We start from the raw sequence: 24,677 nt of genomic DNA, 5'->3' as shown, positions 1-24,677 counted from the left end.
AGCCGCAGCAGCCTGTCCGGTTGTTGCGGCGTTCCCGATCACGGCCCTTCTCTACCAAGCCTGATGCGGACCGCCGCCGAAATCCCCTTTTCGCGGAGGTCTTCCCATGCCTGCACCCAGGCCATGGCCTTATTCACTGGCAGCGACCCTGCTGCTGCTGTCCCCGTTCGACCTGATCGCCTCGCTCGGCATGGATGTCTACCTGCCGGTGGTACCGCTGATGCCGGCGGCGCTGGCGGCGACGCCGGCGCTGGTCCAGCTGACCCTCAGCCTCTATCTGCTGCTGCTCGGCTGCGGCCAGCTGCTGTTCGGGCCGCTCTCCGACCGCATCGGCCGGCGGCCGGTGCTGCTCGGCGGCATGCTGCTGTTCACCCTGGCCTCGGCCGGGCTGGCGCTGACCGCCTCGGCCGGCCTGTTCCTGGCGCTGCGTTTGGCGCAGGCGGCCGGCGCCGCGGCCATGCTGGTCGCCACCTTCGCCACGGTGCGCGACGTCTACGCCGCGCGGCGCGAGGGCGCGGTGATCTACAGCCTGCTCGGTTCGATGCTGGCCTTCGTGCCGGCCTTCGGGCCGCTGCTCGGCGCCGGGGTCGACCACGGCTTCGGCTGGCGCGGCATCTTCTGGCTGCTGGCCGGGCTCGGCGCCCTGGCCGGGCTGCAGGCGCTGTGGCGCTGGCCGGAGACGCGGCCCGAGGGCGGCGACGGGGTGCGGCTGCGCCATGTCGGCGCGATCCTCGGCAGCGGGCCGTTCTGGACCTACACCCTCGGCTTCAGCGCAGCGATGGGCGCGTTCTTCGTCTATTTCTCGACCGCGCCCGCGGTGCTGATCGGCGGACTCGGCTTGACCCCGATCGGCTTCAGCCTGGCCTTCGGCACCGCCGCGCTGGTGATGATCGCGACCGCCCGCTTCGCCGGCCGCTTCACCGCCCGCTGGGGCCGGCGCGGCTGCCTGCTCCGCGGCATGGCGCTGCTGCTGGCCGGGGCCGGGCTGCTGGCGCTGGGGCAACTCGTGCCCGGCCCGTCGCTCTGGGCCTTCCTGGGGCCGGTCTGGGTGATCTCGGCCGGGATTTCGGTCACCTGCGCCGTCACTGCCAACGGGGCGCTGCAGGGCTTCGGCCATGTCGCCGGCACCGCGACCGCGCTCTATGCCTGCCTGGAGGGGCTGATYGTCGGCGCCGTCGGCACGCTGGCGGTGCTGGTGCTGCCGGCCGGCCTGGCGCTGGCCGGGTTCTGCGCCCTGGCGGCGCTGGTCGTGACCGGCCTGGCGCTGCGCCTGCCGGTCGAATGAAGGGAAAGGGGCGGGCCTTGCGGTCCGCCCCGTCTCCTCACGCCGCCATCGCCGGCGCCTGGTCGATGAAGCCGGTGATGCCGGCCAGCAGGCCGCCGGCGATCTCGCCGAAATCAGTGCCGGCGACCAGCGGCGGCTCGCCCTCCGGCCCCAGCTCCCAGCGGAAGCGCACCCGCCCATTGTGCTCGTCGACCGGACCCATGCGGCGGAAGCGGTGGCCGGGGAAGCGCTCCTGCACCGCGGCGATCATGGCGTCGATCCCGGCCCGGCCGTCGCCCCGCATCATCGGGTCGAGATAGGCGGCGTCCTCGGTCCAGGTCGTGTCGATCAAGGCGCGCCGGCGGCCGGCATCGGTCTCGTTCCAGATCGCGATGTAGCGGTCGACCAGCTCGGTGGCGTTGCTCATCTGAGGTCTCCTCGGGTTGCGATGGCCTGATCCTGTCCGGCGCCGGGGACGAAAGCGATTACCTGCCAGGTCATGGATGCGCCGCCGCCGGCCGGCTATCGTCGGGACATGGCCCACACCGCCCCCAGCTTCGGCGACCACCTGCGCGACTGGCGCCGGCGCCGCCGCCTCAGCCAGCTCGACCTCGCCTGCGAGGCCGACATCTCCACCCGCCACCTCTCCTTCATCGAGACCGGCCGTTCGCGGCCGAGCCGGGACATGGTGCTGCATTTGGCCGAACGGCTGGAGGTGCCGCTGCGCGAGCGCAACACCCTGCTGGTGGCGGCCGGCTTCGCCCCGGCCTATCCGGTGCGGCCGCTGGACGACCCGGCCCTGGCCTTGGCCCGGCGGGCGGTGGAGCGGGTGATCGAGGCGCATGCGCCGAACCCGGCGCTGGCGGTCGACCGGCATTGGCAGCTGGTCGCCGCCAACGCCGCGGTGCCGCTGCTGCTGGACGGGGTGTCGCCGGCGCTGCTGCAGCCGCCGGTCAATGTGCTGCGGCTCGGCCTGCATCCGGACGGTCTGGCGCCGCGGATCGTCAACTACGCCGAGTGGCGCGGCCATCTGGTGGAGCGGCTGCAGCGCCAGGTCGACTCGGCCGGCGATCCGGTGCTGGTCGAGCTGCTGGCGGAGCTGCGGGCCTATCCGGCCCCGCCGGCCACGGTCGCGGTGCTGGCCCCCGCCGAGGAGGGTCATCCCGACGTCGTCGTGCCGTTCCGCCTCGCGACCGGATCCGGGATTCTCTCTTTCCTGTCGACCACCACCGTGTTCGGCACGCCGGTCGACGTCACCCTGTCCGAGCTGGCGGTGGAATCCTTCTTCCCGGCCGACGCCGCCACCGCCGAGGCGCTGCGCCGGGCCGGCGCCGGCAACGCTCCGTAACAAAAGTGTCGCCGGCTTGTATTTGACATAATTCCCGGAACCGGGTCACATGGCCTGAGACCTCCTTGGAAGGGGAGCCAGCCGATGCGACAGGTCTGGAACTGGGTGCGACTGCTAGCGGCCGCCATGGGCGACGACGACGGGCATGAGCGCGAGCTTCATGCCGCGCTGCGCAAGGCGAATCGCGCGCCGCATCGCTGCCGACGGCCGTTGCCCGACCCCGAGGTCTGATCACACCCCTCCCGATTCGTTCCTATCCGCGAACGGTTTCCGCACGCGCTTCCGGGCGATGATCTGGTCCAGCGTCGCCGGCCTCAGCTCCTGCACATCGACTCCGACATCGTATTGCCGCGTCGCCGGCGTCAGCCGGCCATGCGAATGGCCGTGCAGGTTCACCGACCCGCGGCCGATCTGGTTCCAGGTGCGGAACGCGTAGTGGCACAGGATCAGATGCTGCCCGTCGATCTTCAGCTCGGCATAGGCCTGCACCGACTCCCAGCCCGGCGCCGCCAGCGTGCCCGGCCCGTCATTGTTGCCGCTGATCAGGTGCTTGCGGCCGTTCAGCCGGCTCAGCAGCGCCGCCACCGTCTCCGGCGGCGGGCCCAGCGCAAAATCGCCCAGATGCCAAACCTCGTCCTCCGGCCCCACGGTCTGGTTCCATAGCGCGACCAGCGCCTCGTCATGCTCGGCGACGCTCGGGAAGGGCCGCCGGTCGATCCGCAGCACGCGCGGATCGCCGAAATGGGTGTCGCTGGTGAAGTAGACGGTCATGCCGGCATTCTGGTTGCATCGTCACAGAGGCAGGAGCGGAGGTAATTTTTTGCTCTCCCTCCACTGTCATTGCCGGGCTCGACCCGGCAATCCAGAGAATGTCGAGATCTTCTGGATGCCCGGGTCAAGCCCGCTGGTGTCCGGTTAAGCTTTTCGGGTTGCAGATCTAGGCGCTGAACTAAACTTTTATTGTCATTGCCGGGCTTGACCCGGCAATCCAGGGGCCACCGAGAGCGGCTCTTGAAAGCCCCTGGATCCTCGGGTCAAGCCCGAGGATGACAGTAAATTAGAATTCGACCCCAAGATAAACACGCGTTAGTTGCGGTTTATCCTCAAAGCCCGGGCATGACAATTCGGGGGCTTCGCGTTCTTTCTGCGGATGTCGATCGTCGTTGTCGGTATCAGGCCATTGACGGCGCCGCCGCACTCCCCGATCCTGCGGGCATGAACGCAGTCCTCAACAGCTCGCTGCACATGCGACGCCGGCCATGGCCGGTGGTGGGCGTGTTGCGCGTTGAGGACAGGGTGTCTCCGAGGGCCTAGGCCCCGCATCTACCGGACACCCCCTCGCGTTCACCAGCCCGCCGCGGATCTCCCCGGCGGGTTTTTTGTTGCCTCCCCAACGCTCACGAAAGGATCTGGGTCATGAACCCGCCCGCTTCCGGCAGGGTGCCGTATCTCCGGCTGGTGCCATCGGTCGAGATCGAGACGCCGCTGCGTCCGGTCCGCCTCGGCCTGGGACTGCGCCTCGTCCTCCTGGTCGAGACGCTGCGCCGCCGCCGGAGCCGGGCTCTGTCGATCGAGCGGCTGACCGACCATGAGCGCCGCGATGTCGGGCTGCAGCCGGATCGCCCGGTGCCGCATCCGCGCGACCTGATCCTGTGGATGTGAAGCGCAGGTTGGGTCGCTATTCCGCCGGCGGCAGGGCCGGCTCCGCGTCCGACCGGACACTTTCCACCCGGGTGATCCGCCATGCCAGCACCAGCGATGCCGCCAGAAGCGTCGCCGCCAGCCCATAGGGCAGGCCGGGCGAATCGAGGCCTGCTTCCGGTGCGATGCCGAGCGCGAAGCTCTGGGTGAACAGCACCGGGCCGATCATGCCGGTGATGCCGCGCAGTCCCGCCAGCGCTCCCTGCAACCGGCCCTGCTCCTCGGCCCCGACCTGGCGCGACATCAGCGCCTGCAGCGCCGGCCCGGTCAGGGCCCATAGCGAAAGCAGCGGGATTGCCGCCAGGAACAGCCAGCCGGTCGGGGCCAGGGCGAACAGGGCGAAGCCGGCAACACCGAAGACCAGCCCCACGGCCATCGCCCGGCGCTCGCCCAGCCGGGCCACGGCCGGGCCGGTCAGGGCGATCGACACCACGATCGCCCCGGCGCCGGCCGCCGCCAGCGACAGCCCGACCGCCGCATCGCTCCAGCCGAAGCGATGGAAGGTGTAGAGCACGTAGATGCTGGGTATGGATTCTTGTGCCAGAATCATCAGGACGGCGGCGCCGGCCAGGCCGAGCAGCGCCGGGGATGAGCGCAGCAGCGCCATGGCGCCGAGGGGGCTGGCACCGGTCCAGGAGAAGCGGGCGCGCCGCTCCGGCGGCAGCGATTCCGGCAGGACCACCAGGCCGTAGGCGGCGTTGGCGAGGCTGAGCGCCGCCGCAGCCCAGAACGGCAGCCTGGGATCGATGCCGGCCAGGAGCCCGCCCAGCGCCGGCCCGGCGATGAAACCGAAGCCGAAGGCGGCGCCGAGCAGCCCGAACTTGGCGGCGCGCTGCTCCGGCGGCGTCACGTCGGCGACATAGGCGGCGACGGTCGAGGCGCTGGCGGAGGTGATGCCGGAGATCAGCCGCCCGATCAGCAGCCAGGTCAGGTTCGGTGCCAGCGCCATCAGCACGTAGTCGAGGCCGAGGCCGAGATTGGACAGAAGGATCACCGGCCGCCGCCCGAACCGGTCGGACAGCGCGCCCAGCACCGGTGAGGCCAGAAACTGCATCGCCGCCCAAGCCAGGCCGAACAGCCCGGTGATCGACGCCGCCCGCGCCATGTCGCCGCCCTCGAACTCGACGATCAGCTTGGGCAGGACCGGCACCATCACGCCGAGCGCGAGGGTGTCGAGCAGGATGGTGACGAACACGAAGGCGACCGCGGCGCGGCCCGGCCGGCGCAGGGGCGGGCTGGTCATCTGCATCTAACCACGCCTTCCTTGATCCAGTCTCGGCTCGAGCCGTCGTCGACCGGCCCCATGCGCGAAGCGCGCGACCAATCGCGGACGTGTGTGCTCGATCGGCCCAAGGCGGCCGGACAGCCCGTCCACGACGCCCAGCACGATGCCGGCGAGCTTGGCGAGCTTGGCGTCCTCGAGCAACGCAATGTAAAAGATCTCTCTCACGGTGAACAAATTCAGCAGGAATATGACCGGATATCGCCTTCCGTGCCGCAATAGAAGCTGAACGCTATTGCGGGCGTTGTAGTAGCGCCGGTACCAGGGGTGATTCAGCGTTATCGTCTTGTAAGGCCCCAGCCTGTGGCGACGCAGGGCCCCGATCCGATGAGACAGCGTCAGCGCCGGGGTGACGTACACCGGCACGCCGCGGTCCCGTGCCCTGAAACAATATTCAGTGTCGACGCAGTCAATGAAGAGCTTCTCGTCGAACGAGCCGATCTTCGCAAAGGCCGCGCGTGAGATCACGCAGCCGGAAGAGATCAGGGTTGCGCAACGCTGCATGCCGGCATCTTCGCGCATGTCGAGCTGTCGTACGGTGATGCCGTTGGTTTCCAGCACGGGGACGTAGTCTTGAAGGGCTTCCTCGAAAATTCGGGGCCCCACCAGGAAGGGCTGTGAAGCCAGCGTCGTGCAGATCTCACGCATCACCGGGAAGTAGTCCTCCGGCATCACCGAGTCCTGATCGATCAGGGCCACTGCGTCCACGCCCCGCTCGAACAGAGTCGCCAATCCACGGTTGTGGGCTCCGGCGATGCCGTTTCGATTGCCCTCATTGATCAAGGTGATGCCCTGGTCTGCGAGCAATATCGCCAGTCGATCGTCCGGTTGTGGCGTATTGTCCACGACGACGAGGTCGTCGCAGCGTCCGCGCAACTCGACAACCCGCGCGACCTGTTCCGCCGTCGGGTGGAATAGCACGACCACTGCGCCGAGCGTCGTCATCCGGTTCACCTATTCCGCCGGCGGCGCGGCCGGTTCCGGCTCGTCGCGGGCGCCGACGAAGCGGCCGAAGACGCGGCCGGACAGCCGGTTCAGGTCGTCCAGCACGGTGAACACCGCCGGCACGAACACCAGGCTCAGCACCGTCGAGGTGATCAGCCCGCCGATCACCACCGAGGCCATCGGCGAGCGGAAGGCGCCGCCCTCGCCCCAGCCGATGGCCGAGGGCACCATGCCGGCGATCATCGCCAGGGTGGTCATCACCACCGGCCGGGCGCGCTTGCGGCCGGCCTCGATCAGCGCCTCGGTGCGGCCGGCGCCGGCGGCGATCGCCTCGATCGCGAAATCGACCAGCAGGATCGCGTTCTTGGTGACGATGCCCAGCAGCATCAGGATGCCGATCACCACCGGCAGGCTGATCGGATAGCCGGTCACCAGCAGCGCCAGGAAGGCGCCGCCGATCGACAGCGGCAGCGACACCAGGATGGTGACCGGCTGGGCGATGTCGGCGAACAGCAGCACCAGCACGGCCAGCACCAGCAGCACGCCGGCACCCATCGCCAGGGTGAAGCCGGAGAACACCTCCTGCATGATCTCGGCGTCGCCGAAGGGCCGGATGCTGACGCCGGGCGGCAGGTTGCGGACCGAGGGCAGGGCCAGCACCGCGGTCATCGCCTCGCCCAGCGGCGTCTTGCCCACCAGGTCGCCCTCGATCGAGACGCGGCGCTGGCGGTCGTAGCGGTCGATGGTGGTGGCGCCCTCGCCGAAGCCGATATGGGCGACCGAGGTCAGCGGCACCTTGCCGCCGGTCGCGGTCGGCACCCGCAGCGTCTCGAAGGTCGCCAGCTTGCCGCGGGCGATCTCGGCGATCTGCACCCGGATCGGCACCTGCCGGTCGCCGGAGGAGAACTTGGCAAGGTTGGCCGAGATGTCGCCCAACGTCGCGATCCGCACGGTTTCCGCGATCTGCGCCACCGAGACGCCCAGCGCGGCGGCTTCGGCCAGGCGCGGCACGATGCGGATCTCGGGCCGGTCGATCGCGGCGGTGGAGACGACATTGGCCAGCACCGGCACCTGCTCGCGGATCTCGCGCTCGATGTCGAGCGACGCCTGCACCAGCGTCTCGGACTCATTGCCGGAGAGCAGGAGCGTATATTCCCGCGCCCCGCCGGCGCTGAAGCTGAAGCGCAGGTCGGGCTCGGCGGCGACCTTCGGCCGCATCGCGCTCTCCCACGCCTTCTGGTCCAGGCTGCGCCCGGCCCGCGGCACCAGGGTCGCGACGATGGTCGCCTTGCGCACCTCGCCGCCGGCGACGTCGAGCGGGTTCGCGCCGTCGCCGCCGACCACGGCATAGACGCTCTTCACCTCCGGCTGGGCCCGGAACAGGGTGGCCAGGCGGTCGGCCGCGGCCTGGGTGTCCTCCAAGGTCGATCCGGGCGGCAGCTCGATCGAGAGCGAGGAGCGGGAGATGTCGTTGTTCGGCAGCAGGCCGGTGGGGAACAGGCTGGCCAGGGCGGCGGAGGCGACGAAGATGCCGAGGCCGGCGGCGATGGTCCGCCCGCGGTGCCGGATCGACCAGTCCAGCAGCCGCAGATAGGCGCGCATCACCCGGCCGTCGCGCTCCTCCTCATGGCCCTTGTCGCGCATCAGATAGGCCGCCATCAGCGGCGTCACCAGCCGCGCCACCAGGAGCGAGAAGGTGACGGCGACGGCGACGGTGATGCCGAACTGCTTGAAGTACTGGCCGGCGATGCCGCCCATGAAGCTGACCGGCAGGAACACCGCGACGATGGTCATGGTGGTGGCGACCACGGCCAGGCCGATCTCGTCCGCCGCCTGGATCGCGGCGCGGTAGGCCGACTTGCCCATGCGCATGTGACGGACGATGTTCTCGATCTCGACGATGGCGTCGTCGACCAGGATGCCGGTCGCCAGCGTGATCGCCAGCAGGCTGATCGAGTTCAGCGAGAAGCCCAGCGCCTCCATCACCGCGAAGGTCGGCAGCACCGACAGCGGGATGGCGAGGGCGGAGATGATCGTCGCCCGGATGTCGCGCAGGAACAGGAAGACGACGATGACCGCCAGGATGGCGCCTTCGATCAGCGTCTCCATGGTCATCTCGTAATCGGCACGGGTGTAGCGCACCAGGTTGTCGATCTCGCTGATCGACAGCTCCGGGTGCTCCACCGTCAGCTGCTGCAGCCGCGCCGCCGCGGCGTCGCCGACGACGACGTCGGAGAAGCCCTTGGACCGGTACAGGCTGAAGGCGACGACCGGCTTGCCGTCGACCCGGGCGAAGCTGCGCGGCTCGGCCCCGCCATCGGTCACGGTGGCCAGGTCCTGCAGCAGCGCCTGGCGCCCGCCGGGCAGGGCGATGCGGCGCTGCGCCAGATCCTCCACCGTCGCCGCCCCGGCCAGGGTGCGGATCGACTGCTCCTGCACGCCCACCGTGCCGCGGCCGCCGGCCAGGTCGATGTTGCTGGTGCGCAGCTGGTCGTTGACCTCGGATGCGGTGATGCCCAGCGCCGCCAGCCGGTCCGGCCGCAGGTCGACCCGGATCTCGCGATCGACGCCGCCGATGCGCTTGACCTGGGCGATGCCGGGCACGCTCTGCAGCGCCCGCACCACCGTGTCGTCGACGAACCAGGACAGCTGGTCGACGCTCATGCCCGGGATCGAGGCGGCATAGGTCAGGATCGGCAGCCCGGCGACGTCGATGCGCTGGATCACCGGCTCCTCGATGCTCTGCGGCAGGGTGGAGCGGATCTTGGCCACGGCGTCGCGCACGTCGTTCACCGCCCGGTCGGTCGGCGTCTCCAGCACGAACTCGACCATGGCGACGGCGACGCCATCGGACAAAGCGGAGGTGACGTGCTTGACCCCGGTCAGTCCGGCGATGGCGTCCTCGATCGGCCGGGCCACCTGGGTCTCCAGCTCGCTCGGCGCCGCGCCGGCCTGGGCGATGGTGACGGTCACCACCGGCACGTCGATGTTCGGCATCTGGGTGACCGGCAGCGACCGGAAGCTGACCAGCCCGATCACGATCAGCACCGCGAACAGCACCAGCGGCGGGATCGGCTTGCGGATCGACCAGGCCGAGATGTTCAGCGCCATGTCACACCCACGGTGGAAATGGTTGAACCGTCATGGCGAGCGCTCACGGGGGCAGGAGCGTATTGCCTCTCTCGCTTGCGGGTTACGGCATTCACACAGCGATCGGCGACACCGACGGTGGGCATACGAACAGATTGCCTCTCCCGCTTGCGGGAGAGGTCGGACATCCGAAGGATGTCCGGGTGAGGGGATAGCGGTCTCGCCGAAAGCACCGCTTTGCCACGAGCGAGCGCATGATCCGCCCGGTCCTGAAACGCTGACCCAGGTGTCGCGGCCGAGCCGCCCTCACCCGGTCTCGCTGCGCGAGCCCGACCTCTCCCGCAAGCGGGAGAGGCAACGCGAACGACACCCGGAGATGTGTGCATGCGGTTGGGCTGAAAGCCGAAATCGTGGCGACGACGGTTTCGAGCGAGAGGCTGGGCAACCATTTCCATCAGGCTGCCCGGTCGGCGGCGGCGACCGGCGGCGACACCGGGGCGATGCGGTCGCCGGAGCGCAGGAAGCTGCCGGCGCGCAGCACCACCGCCTCGCCCTCGGCCAGCCCGCGGCGGATCTCGACCCGGCCGTCGCCGACGAAGCCGGTCTCGACCGGCCGGCGGTCGACCACGTTGCCGTCGCGGACGGCCTGGACATAGGCGCCCTCGGCGCTGAAGAACACCGCCGACAGCGGCACGGTCAGGGCGGGCCGGCGGCCGGTCTCGATCGACCCTTGGGCGAAGACGCCGGGCCGCAGCCCGGCCTGGGCCGGCAGGGTGACCGCGACCCGGCCGAGCCGGCTGGTGGCGTCGACCGTCGGGTCGACCAGCCGCACCGTGCCGCGCACCGGCCGGTCGAAGCCGGTCAGCTGCAGCTCGACCGACTGGCCGATGGCGACGCGCGGCATGCCGGTCTCGGTCACCTCGGCCCGGAACTCGACCTCACCGTCTCGGATCAGCCGGAACAGCGGCTGGCTCGACATCCCGACCACGGCGCCGATCCGGGCCTGCCGTTCCGACACCACGCCCGCCACCGGGGCCTTGATCTCGGCCCGGGCGATGCGCAGCGCGATGTCGTCGCGCTGCGCCTGGGCCAGCGCCTTGTCGGCCACGGCGGAGTGCGCCGTCTCCTGGGCCGAGGCGATGCGGGCCTCGGCGACCTTGACCTCGGTCTGCCGCGCCAGCAGCTGCTCGGCCGAGGCGTTGCCGTTGCCGCGCAGCGTCTGGGTCCGCTCCAGCGACGCTTGCGACTGCAGGGCCGAGGCCTGGGCTTCGGCGATCGAGGCCTGGGCCTGCTGGAACGCGGCTTCGGCCTTGGCGATGTTGGCGTCGCTCTGGGCGAGCTGGGTGTCGAGCTGGGCGTGGTCCAGCCGAGCCAGCACCTGGCCGGCGCCGACCCGGTCGCCGACATCGGCTTCGATCGTGACGATGCGCAGCCCGTCGACCTCGGCCCCGACCAGCACCTCCTCGCGCGCCACCAGCGTGCCGGTCACGGCCAGGGTGTCGACCACCTCGTGCAGCTCCGCCCGGGCGATGGTGGTCACCGGGGCGGCGGGATCGCCCGGCTGTCCGGCGCGGTCGGAGGCCAGGATGCGCCAGCCGCCGGCCACCACCGAAAGGCCGATGACCGCCAGAGCCAGGAGGCCGAGGCGGCGGGAGCGAAGAATAGTCATCACCGGATCTCCCGCTCAGGCCGATTTGCGGCGCTCTTGACGGGGGACCAGATCCTCCAGGATTGCGGCGATTTCCCGGCGGGCGTCGTGGCGCGCGAAATCGGCCTGCAGCGCCTGGGCCCGGCGGCGGTAGCGCGGGTCGGACAGCACGGTGCGCACCGCGTCGCGGATCTGCTCCGGCCGCGGCTGGCCGGTGCCGAGATTGATCCCGGCCCCGGTCCAGGCGACCCGGGCCGCGATCTCGGGCTTCTCCTCGGTGTCCCCCGCCACCACGATCGGGACGCCGAGGCTGAGGGCATAGTTGACCGAGCCATAACCGCCATTGGTGACCAGCACATCGACCTTGGGCAACAGCCGATCATAGGGCACGAAGCGCTCGGCGCGGGCATTCGCCGGGATCGGCACCGGAATCGCCTCGACCGGCGGGCCGCCGGTGGTGGCGATGACCAGCGCGTCCTCGCCCGCAAGCCCGGTCAGGGCCGGGCCGATCAGCTGGCCGAAATCCTCGTTCGCCAGCGTGCCCTGGGTGGCCAGCACCACTGGCCGGCCGCCGTCCAGCTCGCCCCACCAGCCGGGCGCCTGGAAGGCCTTGGTCGGCGGCGAGAGCAGGGGGCCGACGAAGCGCACCGTCTCCGGCAGGTCGCTGCGCGGGTATTCGAAGGATTCGCCGGTCAGCTGCAGATAGTGGTCGGGCAGAGTGATGAAGCTGTCGAAGATGAACTCCGGCAGCGGCGGGCAGCCGATCGATGCCAGCGTGTCGTCGAACCCCTGCTGCATGCCCGCGCACAGGGACTGCATGGTCCGGTGCATGGCGATGTTGCGCGCCCGGCCCTCCGGGGTCGAGGAGGGCGGCAGCCCCGAGCCGAAGAAGGCGGTGTCGACGCTGGTGGCGGCCAGCGCGGTGATGCCCAGCGTGACCACCGCCGGCCTGGCCTCGCGCGGACCCAGCAGCATCGGCACGGCGCCGGCGAAGACCGTGTCGCCCAGGATGGCGTCGGCCGGGAAGCCGCCCAGGATCTCGTCCAGCCCGGCCTTCTGGCCCAGCATGGCGTCGCAGACGAAGTGCTTCAGCCCGACCATCATCTTCTCCGGGCCCGGCTTCGCCTCTCGATAGTCCGGGAAATGCTCGTCCACCCGGCGGTAATCGAGATCGATCTCGCTGCGGAACGGGACGAAGCGCGCCCCGGTCGCCTCCGCCTTCTCCCGGAACGGGCTGGCGGTGTGCACGACGACTTCGTGGCCGAGGCCGACCAGATGATGCGCGATCCCGAGAAGCGGCGAGACGTGGCCTGGCAGGGCGGTGGCGGCGACAATGAAGCGGGCCATATCGGATCGATCCTTACGCCGGGCGGCGCTGGTGCCGCCCGGCCTTGCTGCAGGTCACTCGGCGGCGACGGGGGTCGGCTCCGGCGCCCAGGCTTCGGCCGTCTCGACCGCGTCCACGATCTTCAGGCTGCGCAGGTAGCGCTCGATCAGCTCCAGCCCGACCGGCGGGATGGTGCCGCCGACCTCCGCCAGCCGGGCATGGGTGGCGTCGAAGGACAGGCTCGGCAGGGCCAGCGACGTGTCGTATTCGCCGAAGATCGACAGCACGGTGGCCAGGTCGTGGTCGCGGCTGTCGAGCCGGTTCAGCTGCGCCTGCTCCAGCCAGGGTGCCAGCGGCAGCAGCTCGACCTGCAGCCCCAGCCGCTGGAGGATCGGCACCATGTCGCGCAGATGGACGGTGCCCTGGCTGACCAGGTGGTAGACGCCGCCCCAGGGCTTGTCGCTGCGCGCCAGCCGCAGCATCGCGTCGGCGATGTCATCGGCCGGGGTCATCGGCAGGTGGATGTCGGGGACGGTGCCGAGGCCGGCCGAGGCCCGCACCACCCGCCAGATCATGTCGCGGTCGTTGCACAGCCCGGAGCGGCGGTCGCCGGTAACGGTGCCGAGGCGGTACACCGCCACCGGCAGGCCGCGCGCCTGGGCCTGCCGCACCAGCGTGTCGCCGACCCATTTGCTCTGGCTGTAGCCGCCGACCAGCCCGCGCCAGCTCTCCAGTCCCGACGCCTCGGTGATCACCACCGGGCCGCTGGCCGGGTCGATCACCGACTGGGTCGAGACGTAGTGCAGGGCCTTCGGCCGGCCGGTCGCGGTCCAGCCGATCAGCGTCCGCACCGCGTCGACATTGGGCCCCTTGAGGGCGGCATAGCCTTGCAGGAAGTCGATCATCGCGCCGCAATGGAAGATGGCGTCGCACTCGTCGCGGATGACGGCGACGGCGTGCTCCTCGAGGCCGAGATCCGGCTCGCCCATGTCGCCCATCAGGATCTCGATGCGGCGGTCGTCCCACAGCTCGGACAGGCCGCGCTCCGCCAGGGTCCGGCGCAGCCGGGTTCGGGCCGCGCCCCGGCTCATCGCCCGCACCAGGCAGACGATGCGGGCATCGGTGTCGCGCAGCAGCGTGGCCAGGATCTGGCTGCCGACGAAGCCGGTGGCGCCGGTCAGGAATGCCTGTTCGAACTCGACCGGCGGCAGCACCGCCTGCGGCTGGATGCCGTCGTCGAGGCGGGCGTCGGCGGCGAGGTCGAGCGAGGCGGCGGCGAGGCCGTCGCCGAGGGCCTGGTCGACCTTATCGGCCAGGCCGGCGATGGTCGAGACCTCGAACACCATCGCCAGCGGCAGGTCGACGGCGAAGACGGCCTTCACCCGGCCGATCAGCTGCGCCACCAGCATGGAATGGCCGCCGAGCTCGAAGAAATTATCCTCGACGCCGACCCGCTCCAGCCCGAAGGTCTCGGCCCAGATCGCCGCCAGGGTCGCCTCGGTCGGCGTCCGCGGCGCGACATAGCCGGCGGCGGATTGCCGCTCCGGCGCCGGCAGCGCCTTGCGGTCCAGCTTGCCGCTGGGGGTCAGCGGCAGGGCGTCCAGCGCGGTGAAGGTGGTCGGCACCATGTAGTCGGGCAGCCGCAGCGCCAGATCGTGCCGCAGCGCCGCCGGCTCCAGCGCCGCGCCGGGCTCCAGCACCACATAGGCCGCCAGATACGGGTCGCCCGGCCGGTCCTCGCGGGCGACCACCGCCGCCTGGGCCACGGCATCGCTGTGGACCAGCGCCGCCTCGATCTCGCCCAGCTCGATGCGGAAGCCGCGCAGCTTGACCTGATGGTCGATGCGCCCGAGGAAGTCGAGGGTGCCGTCCGGCCGCCAGCGCGCCAGGTCGCCGGTGCGGTACATCCGGCTGCCGGGTGGGCCATAGGGGTTGGCGACGAAGCGCTCGGCGGTCAGCATCGACCGGTTGATGTAGCCGCGGGCCAGGTTGGCCCCGGCCAGGTACAGCTCGCCGTTGACGCCGGCGGGTACCGGCTGCAGCCCGGGGTCGAGCACGTAGAGCTGGGTGTTCCAGATCGGCCGGCCCAGCGGCACCGGCCCGGGCTCGGCGTCCCGGCGGCACTCCCAATAGGTCACGTCGACCGCCGCTTCCGTCGGCCCGTACAGGTTGTGCAGCGGCGCGGCCAGCGTCGCGTGGAACTGGGTCTGCAGGTCCTCGGGCAGCGCCTCGCCGCTGCAGAAGACGCGCCGCAGCCCGGTGCAGCCGGCCGCCTCCGGCTCCTGCAGGAACGCGCGCAGCATCGAGGGGACGAAATGCAGGGTGGTGATCCGCTCGTCGCGGATCAGCCGGGCCAGATAGGCCGGGTCGCGGTGCCCGCCGGGCCGGGCCACCACCAGGGTGGCGCCCTGGATCAGCGGCCAGAAGAACTCCCACACCGAGACGTCGAAGCTGGACGGCGTCTTCTGCAGCACCCGATCATCGGCCGTCAGGCCGTATTCCGCCTGCATCCAGCGCAGCCGGTTGACGATGGCGCCGTGCGACACGGCCACGCCCTTCGGCCGGCCGGTCGATCCGGAGGTGTAGATCACATAGGCAGGGTGCAGCGGCAGCAACGCGTCGCTCTCGAAGCCCGACGGGTCGGCCGCGGCCAGCTCGGCGGCCACCTCCGACGTGTCGAGAGCCAGGCGGCCGGCATCGTCCGGCACCACCCAGGCGACGTCCCGGTTGGTCACCACCGTGACCGGCCGGGCGTCGCCGAGCATGTAGGCGATCCGGTCCAGCGGATAGTCGGGGTCGATCGGCAGATAGGCGGCGCCGGTCTTGAGGATCGCGAGCAGGCTGACGACCAGCTCGACCGACCGCGGCAGCGCCACGGCGACGATCCGCTCCGGCCCGGCGCCGCGCGCGGCCAGCAGCCGGGCCAGCCGGTTGGCGCGGGCGTCGAGCTCGGCATAGCTCAGCTCGTCCTGTTCGAAGACGAGGGCGGTCGCGTCCGGCGAGGTGCGGGCCCGGGCGTCGAGCAGCGCGCTCAGCGTGTCCGGCGCCACGGCCCGATCGGTCCGGTTCCAGTCCACCAGGATCTCGCGCCGCTCCTCCGGGTCGAGGATGTCGATCCCGCCGATCGGCTGGCCGGGATCCGCGACGACCGCACGGACCAGGCGCAGCAGCCGCTCGCGATGGCCGGCCAGCTCCTCGGCCGTGTACAGCGCCGAATTGGCGTCCAGGTCGATGCACAGGCCCTTGTCGTCGCCGCGGTCGTAGATGAACACGCCGAGATTGTTGGTCGACCCGTTCGACAGGTTCTGCGGCGTCATCGGCAGGCCGCCGAAGCGCAGGTCGTAGTCGAAGGGCTCGATGTTGACCAGCATGGTGAACAGCTGCTGGTTGTTGGGCAGCAGGTTCAGGTCGCGCCGCATGTCCTCGTAGCGGTACTGCTGGTGCCGCAGGCACTGGCGGACCTCGGTGCCGACCTGGCGGATCACGTCCTGCATGGTCAGCGCCGGGTCCATCCGCAGCCGCAGCGGCACGGCGTTGGCCAGCATCGCCGGGGTGCGCCGCATCCGGGCATTGGCGCGCGCGGTGACGGTGAGGCCGACGATCAGGTCCTCGGCCCCGGTCATGCGGTAGAGATAGGTGTTGGTCAGGGCGATCAGGATCTGTGGCAGGCTGGCGCCGGTGGACTGCGCCAGGGCGCGCAGCGACGCCACCAGGCCCGGCTCCATGAAGGACCGGTCGCGCAGCAGCTCGCCGGTCGCGAGCTTGCGATGCGACAGCGTGATCGGCGACGGCGTATCGGCGAAGCGCTCCATCCAGTAATCACGGTCACGGAGGAACCGGCCGGAGGCGCGATAGCTGGCCTCTTCGTCCAGGATCTCCGCCAGGCTGCCGAACGCGGTGGCGTCGCTCGGCGCGCGGCCCTCGACCATTGCGGTGTACAGCTCCGCGACGCGGCGGGTGCACAGCCCGCCCGACAGGCCGTCCATCAGCAGGTGATGGACGCGGTGGTACCAGATGAAGGAATCGTCCGCGATCTTCAGCACCGCGGAGAACCACAGCTCGTCGGTCAGCGGGTCGAGCGGCCGGGCGTAGTCCGCGTGCATCCAGCGGCCGGCGGCGTCCCGCGGGTCCGGCTCGGCGCTGAAATCGACGAAGGGGATGTCGCCTTCATAGTCGTGCCGGACCACCTGCCGCGGGCCCTCATCCTCCTCGATGAAGCGGATGCGCAGCGCCTCGGCCTCCCGCGTCAGCTGCCGCAGCGCCGCCTGCATCAGGCCGGGATCGAGCGGGCCGTGGATCTCGATCGCCTCGGCGAGGTTGAACTCGATCTCGGGCATGAACTTCTGCGCCAGCCACATGCCGGTCTGGGCGGTCGTCAGGGGCAGTGAAGCGTTGCCGAATTCGATGCTGTCCATGGCTCAACTCGCTCGCAGAATAAAAGGAGGCCGTCCGCAGGCGGTGGTCACCGACCGGCCAGCGATGCCGGCCGCAGATCGGTCCAATGGCTGTCGATGTGGTCCTGGCAGGACGGGCGGGCGGCGTCGCGCAGCACCGCGGTCCAGCCGGCCGGGACCGGGATGAAGGCCGGCCACAGCGAATGCTGCCCCTCGTCGTTGACCAGGACGTGGAAGCGGCCTTCCGGATTGTCGAAAACGCTGGTCATATCCCGGCTCCCCGATGCCCAGGCGCGGCGGCGCGGCTGGCGCAGAATGGCGCAAGGACTCGAGACGAAATCATTCGAGGTCCGGCGGCAATATCGCGGCCAGTGCCTTCGGTAATGATCGCGATCCCCACGCCGCCTCGCTCCGCCGGGCTAGTCCAAAGCATGAAGGATATGCATCGGGACCGGTGCCGCAGCTCAATGAGTTCTAACGCGCGCAGCTTGGTGTGAATCGAAAGCTATCGGGAGCTGTATAGGTTTACAGGTTTCGTTCAGGCGCAGATGATGATGTCATGCATCATCCCTCTGGCGATCGCTTGTGACAGTGTTGCGACACCGAATTTCTGCTTGGCATTCTCAGTGTGGAACACCACCGTGCGGCGGCTGATACGCATGATCTCGGCGATGTCCGACGCACTCTTGCCCTTGGCCGCCCATTGCAGGCAGTCGATCTCGCGCGGCGTCAGCGCCGGCCGCGTCTCGGGCTCGGGCCGCTCGTCCTGGCGCAGCCGGGCATGCAGATGCAGCGCGACCAGATGCAGCGCGTGCTGATTCTGGTCGATGCAGCGCTGGAAGTCGGGCTCCACGCCGAACTCCGCCAGGGTCAGGCTGGACGCGCGGCCCTGCCGGTCGTGGATCGGGATGGTCACGCCGCGGCGGATACCGGCTTCCGCCGCCTCGTCCAGAAAGCATCTCAGCCGCCGCGTGATCGGCTGCGGCGGCGCTTTCAGCGCCTCGATCGTCCAGCTGAAAGGCAACATGGTGCCGACCGCGCGCGCGATCACCGGGTCGATCCGGTCGTAGCGATTCTCACCGTAGCGCTCGACCCAATCCTCGGGGTAGGTCGTCAGCATCAGCGGCATGTCGTCTTCCCCCGACGGGAAGCTGACATAGGCAAAGTGTTTCAGCCCATATCCCCGGATCGCCTGTTCCAACAGCTCTCCGATTGCCTTCCGGCCGCTGGTCGGGAGATGTGAGATGAAGTTCTGGAAAATTTGATCCATTTGCCCCTCGTCCGCATCGTAGTTTTTACTGGGATCCCCTTTCCCTGAAATTTTATTCATTATTATTGGATTTTGCTGGGCCACGTTAAGTCATGGCGATTTCGACCATGGTATTTCTATTCGCCTGATATCGCAAAGAAGATTCGCATAAGGCGGTATGGACCGGCGCCGGCCTGCGTCAAGCCGTCGCGGGGATTGCGATCGGCTGCCGCCGTCCCGCCGCAGCACGAAACCGCGTCCTGCCGCCGGGGCGTGCCGATTCGTCCATCAAAATCTGCAGTCAATCTGCATAACATAGCAGGTACACTTGCAGAATCTGAGTGATAGGAATGATTTCTATCGGCTGATTTCTGCAATCAGCCGGTCGGCCGTCGGGGGAGGACGGGATTTCGTTCGGTGGATTCTTTCTGCCATCGAAAAAGAATCTCTCCCGGTTCCGGTTGGTTTTGCAAAGCCCGGGCTTCGGCGGCGGCAGTCAGAAATCCTTTCCTTCACACAGGAGACGTTCATGAGCGGCATTCTTGATCTGACCGGCCTTCTCGGCGGTCTGTTGCACGACGCGGGCGACGTGGTGGGCGGCGCGGTCGCCGGCGTCGGCAGCACGGTCGGCACGGCGGTGGGCGAGACCGGCGAGATCGTCGGCGGCGTGGTGGGCAATGTCGGCGCGGTCGTCGGCGATGCGCTGGGCGACGTGGTCGGCGGCGCCACCTCGGCCGTCGGCTCGGTGCTCGACGGCACGCACGCGGCGGTCGGCGACGTCGTCGCGGGCGTCGGCGACGCGGTCGGCCACATCGGTGACGGCGTCGGCGATGCGCTGGGCAGCGTGCTCGGCGGCCTGTTCGGCCATCTCGACTTCAACTTCTGAGCCGCCAGGCCGGGGCAGAGGCCCTGTCCCGGCGTCTCAGGCTTCAGCGGAACGGGCGGCTCAGGAAGGGCGATCCGGCCAGGCCGAAGCGCCAAAGCGTGTCGACGCCGCGGGTCAGGCCGATGCGCGGCCCGACCACGATCGCCGGCTCCGCCTCGGTCCGCGGCAGCAGCCGGAAGGGCGGCTCGTCCAGCGGCAGCCCGGTCATCGCCCCGGTGACGGCCAGCGCCTGGGCCAGCCGGCCGGGGCCGGCGCACAGCAGCCGCAGCGGCTCCAGCCCGCGTCGCGCCCGCATGGTCTCGATCCCCTCGGTCGGCGCGATCGCCCGGATCAGCACGGCGCTGCCCGGCTGGGTGGCGTCGCACACCAGGTTCAGGCACCAGTGCAGACCGTAGGAGCGGTAGACATAGGCGTGGCCGACCGGCCCGAACATCGGGGCGTTGCGTGGGGTCGGGCCGGCGAAGGCGTGCGACGCCGGGTCGTTGCGATCATAGGCCTCGGTCTCGACCACCACGCCGCCGACGCCGTCGACCAGCAGGGTCGTGCCGATCAGGGCGCGGGCGACCGCCACCACATTCGCGGCGAAGGCGGTGCGGTCCAGCGGCACGGGGGCGGGCAAGGCGGGCATCCGGCCTCTCTCCGCGACCGCGACGCCTCGCGCAAGCGGAATCCGCCGCTTTGCCGCAGCCTGCCGGCTTGGCGGGAGCCGGATGGCTGCTCTATGGTCGGGCCTTTCCGAGCCAGGTGACCCGATGGACCAGCAAGCCCCGAAGCCCATTCCGCCCGAGCTGGCGGAGCTGCGCAGCAGCATCGACAACATCGACGCCGCCCTCGTGCATCTGCTGGCCGAGCGCTTCAAATGCACCCAGAAGGTCGGGCGGCTGAAGGCGACGGCCGGCCTGCCGCCGGCTGATCCGGGCCGCGAGGCGACGCAGATCGCGCGGCTGCGCCGGCTGGCCGAGGAGTCGCATCTCGACCCGGACTTCGCCGAGAAGTTCCTGGCCTTCATCGTCGCCGAGGTGATCCACCATCACGAGGCGATCCGCGACGGCGCCCGGGAGTAGGCTTGCCGGCCAGGCGCGCCGACCCAGATCACACGAGAGGCCGCCCATCCGGCCCCGGTTATCTCCGAGGAGCTCGTCATGTCCACCCATCCTGCGATCCGGGCCGGCCGCGTCGCTGTCGTCACCGGCGCCGCCGGCGGCATCGGCCTCGCCGCCGCCAGGCGCTTCGCCTCGATCGGCCTCAAGGTCGTGCTTGCCGACCTGCCTGGCGAGGCGCTGGACCGCGCCTTCCGCGAGGTGACGGAGCTCGCCGCCGGCGGCGCCCCGGACATCCACGCCGTGCCGACCGACGTGTCCCAGCCGGAGGAGGTCGAGCGGCTGCGCGACGAGGCCTATGGCCGCTTCGGCGAGGTCGCGGTGCTGATGAACAATGCCGGCATCGGCAATGGCGGCGGCCCGTGGGAGAATTACGACCGCTGGCGCCGGGTGCTCGACGTCAACCTCTACGGCGTGATCCATGGCGTGCAGATCTTCGCCCCGGCGATGATCGGCCAGGGCGGCGACGGGCTGATCGTCAACACCGGCTCGAAGCAGGGCATCACCACCCCGCCGGGCGACACCGCCTACAACGTCTCGAAGGCCGGGGTGAAGGCGCTGACCGAGGGGCTGGCGCATGCGCTGCGCGAGTCCGAGGGCTGCCGCATCACCGCGCATCTGCTGATCCCGGGCTACACCTTCACCGGCATCACCGCCCGCGGCGCCACCGAGAAGCCGGCGGCGGCCTGGACCGCGGAGCAGGTGGTCGAGTTCATGCTCGACAGCCTCGGCCGCGGCGACTTCTACATCCTCTGCCCCGACAACGACGTGACCCGGGCGACGGACGAGAAGCGCATCCGCTGGGCGGCGGAGGACATCATCCGCAACCGTCCGGCGCTGTCGCGCTGGCATCACGACCACAAGGAAGAATTTGCCGCCTATATGGCGCGGCCGGATTGACCGCGGCGCACCGCCCGGGGCTCGTTCTCCGGGCGGCGACCGGCCGTTCGATCCATTGGATTTTCGGTATTTTATGTGCTCTTTAGTTGCACGGTTAAGTAGGACAAAAGCTTTCGCCTTGCGCCTGCAGGTAATCGATTCTAAGATTTAAGTCCCAGTCTGGTTCCATGACAGGCATTTCATCGTCCTCCGTATTTTTCATCGGGGACCAGGCTGGGGCTGTTTCCGGTCGCCCGGAGACTGTTCTGAAACTCGCTGCGACAGCTGGCGTGGTTTTCGAGAACCGGCGCGCAGCGGACGTTTGAGTCCGTGAGCACCGGAAGCGGAGAAAATCGCGTCAGATGGCCGTCGCAGTAGAGTTTCGGGACGGTCTCTCAACCGGACAAGCCGGGCCGGTCCAACGGCACCGGCTTGCTCATATAGACGGTGGTGCCTTCCAGGAACGGCTCCTCCCGGTCGACGGCGAAGCCGGCGCGGGCGTAGAGGTCGACATTCCCGGCGAAGCTCGGATTGGTGTACAGCCGCAGCAGCGGCCGCCCCAGCTCCGCCGCCAGCGCCTCGGCATGGGCCAGCAGGCGCCGGCCATGGCCGCGGCGCTGGGCGTCGGGCGCCACCGCCAGGTTCTTGATCAGCAGGTGGTCGCCGCGGTCGATGATCTCGATCAGCGCCACCAGATCGTCGCCCTCGAACAGCAGGTCGATCCGGTGCTCGCGCACGGCCTGGTCGTAATCGGCGGTCATCGGCTTCGGCTCGCGGCCGATCACCGGCACCCATTTGGCATAGGCGGCGCGGGTCAGCGCCCGGACGGCGTCGGCGTCGCCGGCATTGGCCCGGCGGATCCGGGGCTCGGGCGTCGGCTGGTGAACCTGCGGGTCGAGGGCGGGCTGGCTCATGGTCTGCGTTCCTTCGGGGTGCAGGGCGGCCGGCAAGAAAAAACCCGCCGGTCGGGGACGGCGGGTTGCGGTGGTCGGGATCCGGTTGGGTTCAGCCGGGACAGGTCCCGGCGGCTCCCCCGCCTCTCCCGGCGCACCGCAGCGCCGCGGTCGCCGAAGGGCGACCTCGTCTACTGGTAGCGGCGCGCAGCGCCGCGGTCGCCGAAGGGCGACGTCGTTTGCTGGCGGTGGTAGCTCGGGCGAGGCGGGTCATGGAGAGATGATCCCGACTCAGGCGGTCGCCGTCAACGTCCGTGGTGTTACAGTCCGCCGCGCCGCGACCGAAGCGGCCAGCCTCTCCAGCACCGCGACCGAATCGTCCCAGCCGATGCAGCCGTCGGTGATGCTCTGGCCGTAGACCAGCGGCCGGCCCGGGATCAATTCCTGCCGCCCGGCGACCAGGTGGCTCTCGACCATGACGCCGACGATGCGGCTGTCGCCGGCCTCGACCTGGCGCGCCACGTCGTCGATCACCTTCGGCTGGTTCTCCGGCTTCTTGCTGCTGTTGGCGTGGCTGGCGTCGATCATCACCGCCGGCCGCAGCCCGGCGCGGGCCAGCTCGGCGCAGGCGGCCTCGACGCTGGTGGCGTCGTAGTTCGGCGCCTTGCCGCCGCGCAGGATGATGTGCGCGTCGTCATTGCCGGCGGTCGAGGCGATGGCCGACCGGCCGGTCTTGGTCACCGCCATGAAATGATGCGGCTGCGAGGCGGAGGAGACCGCGTCGACCGCGATCTTCACATTGCCGTCGGTGCCGTTCTTGAAGCCGACCGGGCAGGACAGGCCGGACGCCATCTCGCGATGAATCTGGCTCTCGGTGGTGCGGGCGCCGATCGCGCCCCAGCCGACCAGGTCGGCGATATACTGCGGCGTGGTCATGTCCAGGAACTCGCAGGCCGCCGGCAGGCCCAGCCGATTGACCTCCAGCAGCACGCTGCGCGCCCGCCGCAGCCCCTTGTCGATCTGGAAGCTGCCGTCCAGGTCGGGGTCGTTGATCAGCCCCTTCCAGCCCACCGTGGTGCGCGGCTTCTCGAAATAGACCCGCATGATGATCTCGAGCTCGCCGCCCAGGCGCTGGCGCAGCGGCTGCAGCCGGCGGGCATAGTCCAGCGCCGCCTCGGGGTCGTGGATCGAGCACGGGCCGATCACCACCGCCAGGCGGTCGTCGGTGCCGTGCAGGATGCCGTGGAGGGCGCGGCGGGCGTCGGTCACGGTGCGGGTGGCCACGGCGTCGCGCGGGAACTCCTGCATCACCTCGGCGGGTGTGCTCAGCTCCTTGATCTCGCGGATGCGCAGGTCGTCGGTGGTCTTCAACACGGCTTGGGGCTCCTGGGGTTCACCCCGCCGGCGGCAACAAAAAAGCCGCCAGGGGATCTGGCGGCTCTCGGGTCGGCTGTGGATCGAACTTCAGATCACGCGCACCCTCGCTCCGCCGCTGGCAGCGGGAAGCTAAAGTACCAAAAATAGGTTGCGCGGACGGAGTTCATATCCTGCATATAAGCTGGGATGCGGGCTTTGTCACGGCCGTTCTTTCGCGAATCGTCGCATCGGGCCGCCGCCGCGTTCGGAATGTTGCGACGGTTGCGCCGGAGCGGAACCGCAAGGCCGCCCGGGGGTTTTTCCGGGGCGCCGACCGGAAGGGCTTGAGCCCGGCGGTCCGGCGCGTCAGAACGGCATGTGCCGTCGCGACCTGGAAGCGGAGCCCCGTCGATGAAACCCGTCCGAGCCCTTCTGCCCATCCTCGCCGCCGCCCTGCTGTCCACCACGGCGCTGGCCCAGACCACCCAGCGCTATGCCCCCTGGCAGCCGGCGCAGCAGGACCAGACCAAGGCGCTGCTCGACGACCTGTCGCGGATGATCAACCAGGCCGAACGGGACAAGGCGGCCAGCCCCGACTTCATCGCCGACCTGAAGGGGCTGGCGCAGCGCTACTCGGCCACCATCGCCCCCCCGGCCTCCACCGCGCCGGTCCCGGCCCAGCCACCGGAAGCGCCGGCGCAGCCGCCGGTCGCGGCGCCCGTTCCGGCCCCCGCGCCGGCCCAGCCGGCCTCGCTGGCAGGCACCCGCGTGTTCAGCGACGATTTCAGCGACGGCAACTACACCGCCAACCCGGCCTGGACCTCGCTGCAGGGCACCTGGACCGTCGACAAGAGCGGCCTGCACAGCGACACCAAGGCGGCCAACGGGCAGCAGGGCGGGGTCGCGGCGATCTCGCTGCAGCAGACGCTGAAGAACAATTTCGGGCTCGAATTCGAGCTGACCGACGTCGCCAACCAGGGCCAGTTCGAGATCCGGGTGTTCCAGGGCGCGTCGAAGGATTCCGGCTACCGGCTGGTCTACCTGCCGGCCAACAGCCCGGTCTTCGCGCTGTACCGTGCCGGCCGCTCGGGCATCACCCAGGTGGCGCAGACCACCAACACCGCGCCGCTGCGCCGCGGCGACCGCACCCGCCTGACCTGGACCCGCGACGCCGCCGGCCGGATGGTGGTGGCGCTCGACGGCAAGACCATCATCGAGGCCAGCGACAACGGGTTCCGCGACGGCTGGAACGGCGTGATGCTCGTGAACTTCGGCGGCGACTTCGCCCTGCGTTCGGTTCAGGGCGTCAACTGAC

21 protein-coding genes are annotated in these 24,677 nt (G+C 69.9%); 8 read left to right on the top strand and 13 right to left on the bottom strand.

The window, feature by feature from the left end:
* The first annotated feature begins 106 nt into the window (after nt 1-106).
* Nucleotides 107-1,285 carry a CmlA/FloR family chloramphenicol efflux MFS transporter gene (cml, locus tag AB4Z01_RS10110; RefSeq protein ID WP_441692996.1) on the top strand — a complete coding sequence of 393 codons (1,179 nt, stop codon included), beginning with the start codon at nt 107-109 and terminating at the stop codon, nt 1,283-1,285.
* Nucleotides 1,286-1,322: 37 nt separating this feature from the next.
* Here the strand turns inward: cml and AB4Z01_RS10105 are convergent, their stop codons facing one another.
* Nucleotides 1,323-1,691, bottom strand: coding sequence for a nuclear transport factor 2 family protein (locus tag AB4Z01_RS10105; RefSeq protein ID WP_441692994.1), 369 nt, complete (start codon nt 1,689-1,691; stop codon nt 1,323-1,325).
* Between the two features lie 108 nt (nt 1,692-1,799).
* Here AB4Z01_RS10105 and AB4Z01_RS10100 point away from each other — a divergent pair, with 108 nt between their 5' ends.
* Nucleotides 1,800-2,612 (top strand): helix-turn-helix domain-containing protein, encoded by an 813-nt coding sequence (locus tag AB4Z01_RS10100; protein ID WP_441692991.1) that lies wholly within the window; start codon nt 1,800-1,802, stop codon nt 2,610-2,612.
* A gap of 84 nt (nt 2,613-2,696) precedes the next feature.
* Entirely contained in the window at nt 2,697-2,843 is a 147-nt protein-coding gene (locus tag AB4Z01_RS10095; RefSeq protein WP_186002723.1) for a hypothetical protein, read from the top strand.
* On the opposite strand, the gene AB4Z01_RS10090 is transcribed toward AB4Z01_RS10095, so the two are convergent.
* Nucleotides 2,844-3,383 carry a metallophosphoesterase family protein gene (locus AB4Z01_RS10090; protein WP_441692987.1) on the bottom strand — a complete coding sequence of 180 codons (540 nt, stop codon included), beginning with the start codon at nt 3,381-3,383 and terminating at the stop codon, nt 2,844-2,846.
* A 645-nt stretch (nt 3,384-4,028) separates the two neighbouring features.
* Here AB4Z01_RS10090 and AB4Z01_RS10085 point away from each other — a divergent pair.
* Nucleotides 4,029-4,274, top strand: a complete 246-nt coding sequence (locus AB4Z01_RS10085; protein ID WP_441692985.1) for a hypothetical protein — start codon at nt 4,029-4,031, stop codon at nt 4,272-4,274.
* Nucleotides 4,275-4,290: 16 nt separating this feature from the next.
* Here AB4Z01_RS10085 and AB4Z01_RS10080 read toward each other — a convergent pair whose 3' ends face one another.
* The 8 genes from AB4Z01_RS10080 to AB4Z01_RS10045 form a co-directional block, all read right to left on the bottom strand.
* Nucleotides 4,291-5,556 carry a TCR/Tet family MFS transporter gene (locus tag AB4Z01_RS10080; RefSeq protein ID WP_441692983.1) on the bottom strand — a complete coding sequence of 422 codons (1,266 nt, stop codon included), beginning with the start codon at nt 5,554-5,556 and terminating at the stop codon, nt 4,291-4,293.
* A gap of 6 nt (nt 5,557-5,562) precedes the next feature.
* The gene (locus AB4Z01_RS10075) at nt 5,563-6,540 is read right to left on the bottom strand and encodes a glycosyltransferase family 2 protein (RefSeq protein WP_441692980.1); all 978 of its coding nucleotides are present in this window, start codon (nt 6,538-6,540) and stop codon (nt 5,563-5,565) included.
* A 9-nt stretch (nt 6,541-6,549) separates the two neighbouring features.
* Nucleotides 6,550-9,651, bottom strand: a complete 3,102-nt coding sequence (locus tag AB4Z01_RS10070) for an efflux RND transporter permease subunit (protein WP_441692977.1) — start codon at nt 9,649-9,651, stop codon at nt 6,550-6,552.
* A 433-nt stretch (nt 9,652-10,084) separates the two neighbouring features.
* Nucleotides 10,085-11,299 (bottom strand): efflux RND transporter periplasmic adaptor subunit, encoded by a 1,215-nt coding sequence (locus AB4Z01_RS10065; RefSeq protein ID WP_441692974.1) that lies wholly within the window; start codon nt 11,297-11,299, stop codon nt 10,085-10,087.
* Between the two features lie 15 nt (nt 11,300-11,314).
* A complete protein-coding gene (locus AB4Z01_RS10060) occupies nt 11,315-12,625 on the bottom strand; it encodes a glycosyltransferase (RefSeq protein WP_441692972.1) in 1,311 nt (436 codons plus the stop codon).
* Between the two features lie 54 nt (nt 12,626-12,679).
* A complete protein-coding gene (locus AB4Z01_RS10055) occupies nt 12,680-17,020 on the bottom strand; it encodes an amino acid adenylation domain-containing protein (RefSeq protein WP_441692971.1) in 4,341 nt (1,446 codons plus the stop codon).
* Nucleotides 17,021-17,067: 47 nt separating this feature from the next.
* The gene (locus tag AB4Z01_RS10050) at nt 17,068-17,268 is read right to left on the bottom strand and encodes an MbtH family protein (protein WP_441692968.1); all 201 of its coding nucleotides are present in this window, start codon (nt 17,266-17,268) and stop codon (nt 17,068-17,070) included.
* A 269-nt stretch (nt 17,269-17,537) separates the two neighbouring features.
* Nucleotides 17,538-18,329: a helix-turn-helix transcriptional regulator gene (locus AB4Z01_RS10045; RefSeq protein ID WP_441692966.1), complete on the bottom strand. Its 792-nt coding sequence runs from the start codon at nt 18,327-18,329 to the stop codon at nt 17,538-17,540.
* A gap of 448 nt (nt 18,330-18,777) precedes the next feature.
* Between AB4Z01_RS10045 and AB4Z01_RS10040 the strand changes: the two genes are divergently transcribed.
* Nucleotides 18,778-19,134 (top strand): hypothetical protein, encoded by a 357-nt coding sequence (locus AB4Z01_RS10040; protein WP_441692965.1) that lies wholly within the window; start codon nt 18,778-18,780, stop codon nt 19,132-19,134.
* Nucleotides 19,135-19,177: 43 nt separating this feature from the next.
* On the opposite strand, the gene AB4Z01_RS10035 is transcribed toward AB4Z01_RS10040, so the two are convergent.
* Nucleotides 19,178-19,762 carry a DNA-3-methyladenine glycosylase gene (locus AB4Z01_RS10035; RefSeq protein WP_441692962.1) on the bottom strand — a complete coding sequence of 195 codons (585 nt, stop codon included), beginning with the start codon at nt 19,760-19,762 and terminating at the stop codon, nt 19,178-19,180.
* Between the two features lie 124 nt (nt 19,763-19,886).
* On the opposite strand from AB4Z01_RS10035, the gene AB4Z01_RS10030 reads away from it, so the two are divergent.
* Nucleotides 19,887-20,198, top strand: coding sequence for a chorismate mutase (locus tag AB4Z01_RS10030; protein WP_441692959.1), 312 nt, complete (start codon nt 19,887-19,889; stop codon nt 20,196-20,198).
* A 78-nt stretch (nt 20,199-20,276) separates the two neighbouring features.
* On the top strand, nt 20,277-21,134 hold the full coding sequence (locus tag AB4Z01_RS10025; RefSeq protein WP_441692956.1) for an SDR family NAD(P)-dependent oxidoreductase: 858 nt from the start codon (nt 20,277-20,279) through the stop codon (nt 21,132-21,134).
* A 374-nt stretch (nt 21,135-21,508) separates the two neighbouring features.
* On the opposite strand, the gene AB4Z01_RS10020 is transcribed toward AB4Z01_RS10025, so the two are convergent.
* Nucleotides 21,509-22,027, bottom strand: coding sequence for a GNAT family N-acetyltransferase (locus AB4Z01_RS10020; protein WP_441692954.1), 519 nt, complete (start codon nt 22,025-22,027; stop codon nt 21,509-21,511).
* A gap of 270 nt (nt 22,028-22,297) precedes the next feature.
* The gene (locus AB4Z01_RS10015; protein ID WP_441692951.1) at nt 22,298-23,380 is read right to left on the bottom strand and encodes a 3-deoxy-7-phosphoheptulonate synthase; all 1,083 of its coding nucleotides are present in this window, start codon (nt 23,378-23,380) and stop codon (nt 22,298-22,300) included.
* A gap of 393 nt (nt 23,381-23,773) precedes the next feature.
* Between AB4Z01_RS10015 and AB4Z01_RS10010 the strand changes: the two genes are divergently transcribed.
* Nucleotides 23,774-24,676 carry a hypothetical protein gene (locus AB4Z01_RS10010; protein ID WP_441692949.1) on the top strand — a complete coding sequence of 301 codons (903 nt, stop codon included), beginning with the start codon at nt 23,774-23,776 and terminating at the stop codon, nt 24,674-24,676.
* Nucleotide 24,677: the final 1 nt, after the last annotated feature.

The sequence above is a fragment of the Inquilinus sp. YAF38 genome (genome assembly GCF_052113205.1).
GTDB lineage: Bacteria > Pseudomonadota > Alphaproteobacteria > DSM-16000 > Inquilinaceae > Inquilinus.
This window is presented reverse-complemented; position numbering and strand designations above follow the sequence as displayed.

What these genes read in the sequence shown, in the direction of transcription:
- AB4Z01_RS10100 (WP_441692991.1), top strand. Translation starts at nt 1,800, where the DNA reads ATGGCCCACACCGCCCCCAGCTTCGGCGACCACCTGCGCGACTGGCGC.
- AB4Z01_RS10020 (WP_441692954.1), bottom strand. Translation starts at nt 22,027, where the DNA reads ATGAGCCAGCCCGCCCTCGACCCGCAGGTTCACCAGCCGACGCCCGAG.
- AB4Z01_RS10055 (WP_441692971.1), bottom strand. Translation starts at nt 17,020, where the DNA reads ATGGACAGCATCGAATTCGGCAACGCTTCACTGCCCCTGACGACCGCC.
- AB4Z01_RS10030 (WP_441692959.1), top strand. Translation starts at nt 19,887, where the DNA reads ATGGACCAGCAAGCCCCGAAGCCCATTCCGCCCGAGCTGGCGGAGCTG.
- AB4Z01_RS10040 (WP_441692965.1), top strand. Translation starts at nt 18,778, where the DNA reads ATGAGCGGCATTCTTGATCTGACCGGCCTTCTCGGCGGTCTGTTGCAC.
- AB4Z01_RS10075 (WP_441692980.1), bottom strand. Translation starts at nt 6,540, where the DNA reads ATGACGACGCTCGGCGCAGTGGTCGTGCTATTCCACCCGACGGCGGAA.
- AB4Z01_RS10035 (WP_441692962.1), bottom strand. Translation starts at nt 19,762, where the DNA reads ATGCCCGCCTTGCCCGCCCCCGTGCCGCTGGACCGCACCGCCTTCGCC.
- AB4Z01_RS10080 (WP_441692983.1), bottom strand. Translation starts at nt 5,556, where the DNA reads ATGACCAGCCCGCCCCTGCGCCGGCCGGGCCGCGCCGCGGTCGCCTTC.
- AB4Z01_RS10090 (WP_441692987.1), bottom strand. Translation starts at nt 3,383, where the DNA reads ATGACCGTCTACTTCACCAGCGACACCCATTTCGGCGATCCGCGCGTG.
- AB4Z01_RS10050 (WP_441692968.1), bottom strand. Translation starts at nt 17,268, where the DNA reads ATGACCAGCGTTTTCGACAATCCGGAAGGCCGCTTCCACGTCCTGGTC.
- AB4Z01_RS10105 (WP_441692994.1), bottom strand. Translation starts at nt 1,691, where the DNA reads ATGAGCAACGCCACCGAGCTGGTCGACCGCTACATCGCGATCTGGAAC.
- AB4Z01_RS10085 (WP_441692985.1), top strand. Translation starts at nt 4,029, where the DNA reads ATGAACCCGCCCGCTTCCGGCAGGGTGCCGTATCTCCGGCTGGTGCCA.
- AB4Z01_RS10065 (WP_441692974.1), bottom strand. Translation starts at nt 11,299, where the DNA reads ATGACTATTCTTCGCTCCCGCCGCCTCGGCCTCCTGGCTCTGGCGGTC.
- AB4Z01_RS10060 (WP_441692972.1), bottom strand. Translation starts at nt 12,625, where the DNA reads ATGGCCCGCTTCATTGTCGCCGCCACCGCCCTGCCAGGCCACGTCTCG.
- AB4Z01_RS10025 (WP_441692956.1), top strand. Translation starts at nt 20,277, where the DNA reads ATGTCCACCCATCCTGCGATCCGGGCCGGCCGCGTCGCTGTCGTCACC.
- AB4Z01_RS10045 (WP_441692966.1), bottom strand. Translation starts at nt 18,329, where the DNA reads ATGAATAAAATTTCAGGGAAAGGGGATCCCAGTAAAAACTACGATGCG.
- AB4Z01_RS10010 (WP_441692949.1), top strand. Translation starts at nt 23,774, where the DNA reads ATGAAACCCGTCCGAGCCCTTCTGCCCATCCTCGCCGCCGCCCTGCTG.
- AB4Z01_RS10070 (WP_441692977.1), bottom strand. Translation starts at nt 9,651, where the DNA reads ATGGCGCTGAACATCTCGGCCTGGTCGATCCGCAAGCCGATCCCGCCG.
- AB4Z01_RS10095 (WP_186002723.1), top strand. Translation starts at nt 2,697, where the DNA reads ATGCGACAGGTCTGGAACTGGGTGCGACTGCTAGCGGCCGCCATGGGC.